The 229-nt window shown below is 53.7% G+C and carries 1 rRNA gene; it reads right to left on the bottom strand.

The annotated features are described in order from the left end of the window. Nucleotides 1-229 (bottom strand): 16S ribosomal RNA (locus DKT72_RS18860); the annotation flags it as partial.

Raw genomic sequence — 229 nt, 5'->3', positions numbered from 1 at the left:
GACGGCGGACTTAAAAAGCCACCCACAGACCTTTACGCCCAATCATTCCGGATAACGCTTGCATCCTCTGTATTACCGCGGCTGCTGGCACAGAGTTAGCCGATGCTTATTCCCCAGATACCGTCATTGCTTCTTCTCTGGGAAAAGAAGTTCAGGACCCGTAGGCCTTCTACCTCCAAGCGGCATTGCTCCGTCAGGCTTTCGCCCATTGCGGAAAATTCCCCACTGC

This window comes from Confluentibacter sediminis, from assembly GCF_003258355.1.
Taxonomy (GTDB): Bacteria; Bacteroidota; Bacteroidia; order Flavobacteriales; family Flavobacteriaceae; genus Confluentibacter; species Confluentibacter sediminis.
Note: the sequence above shows the minus strand (reverse complement) of the source record. Positions and strands in the feature narration are given on the sequence as shown.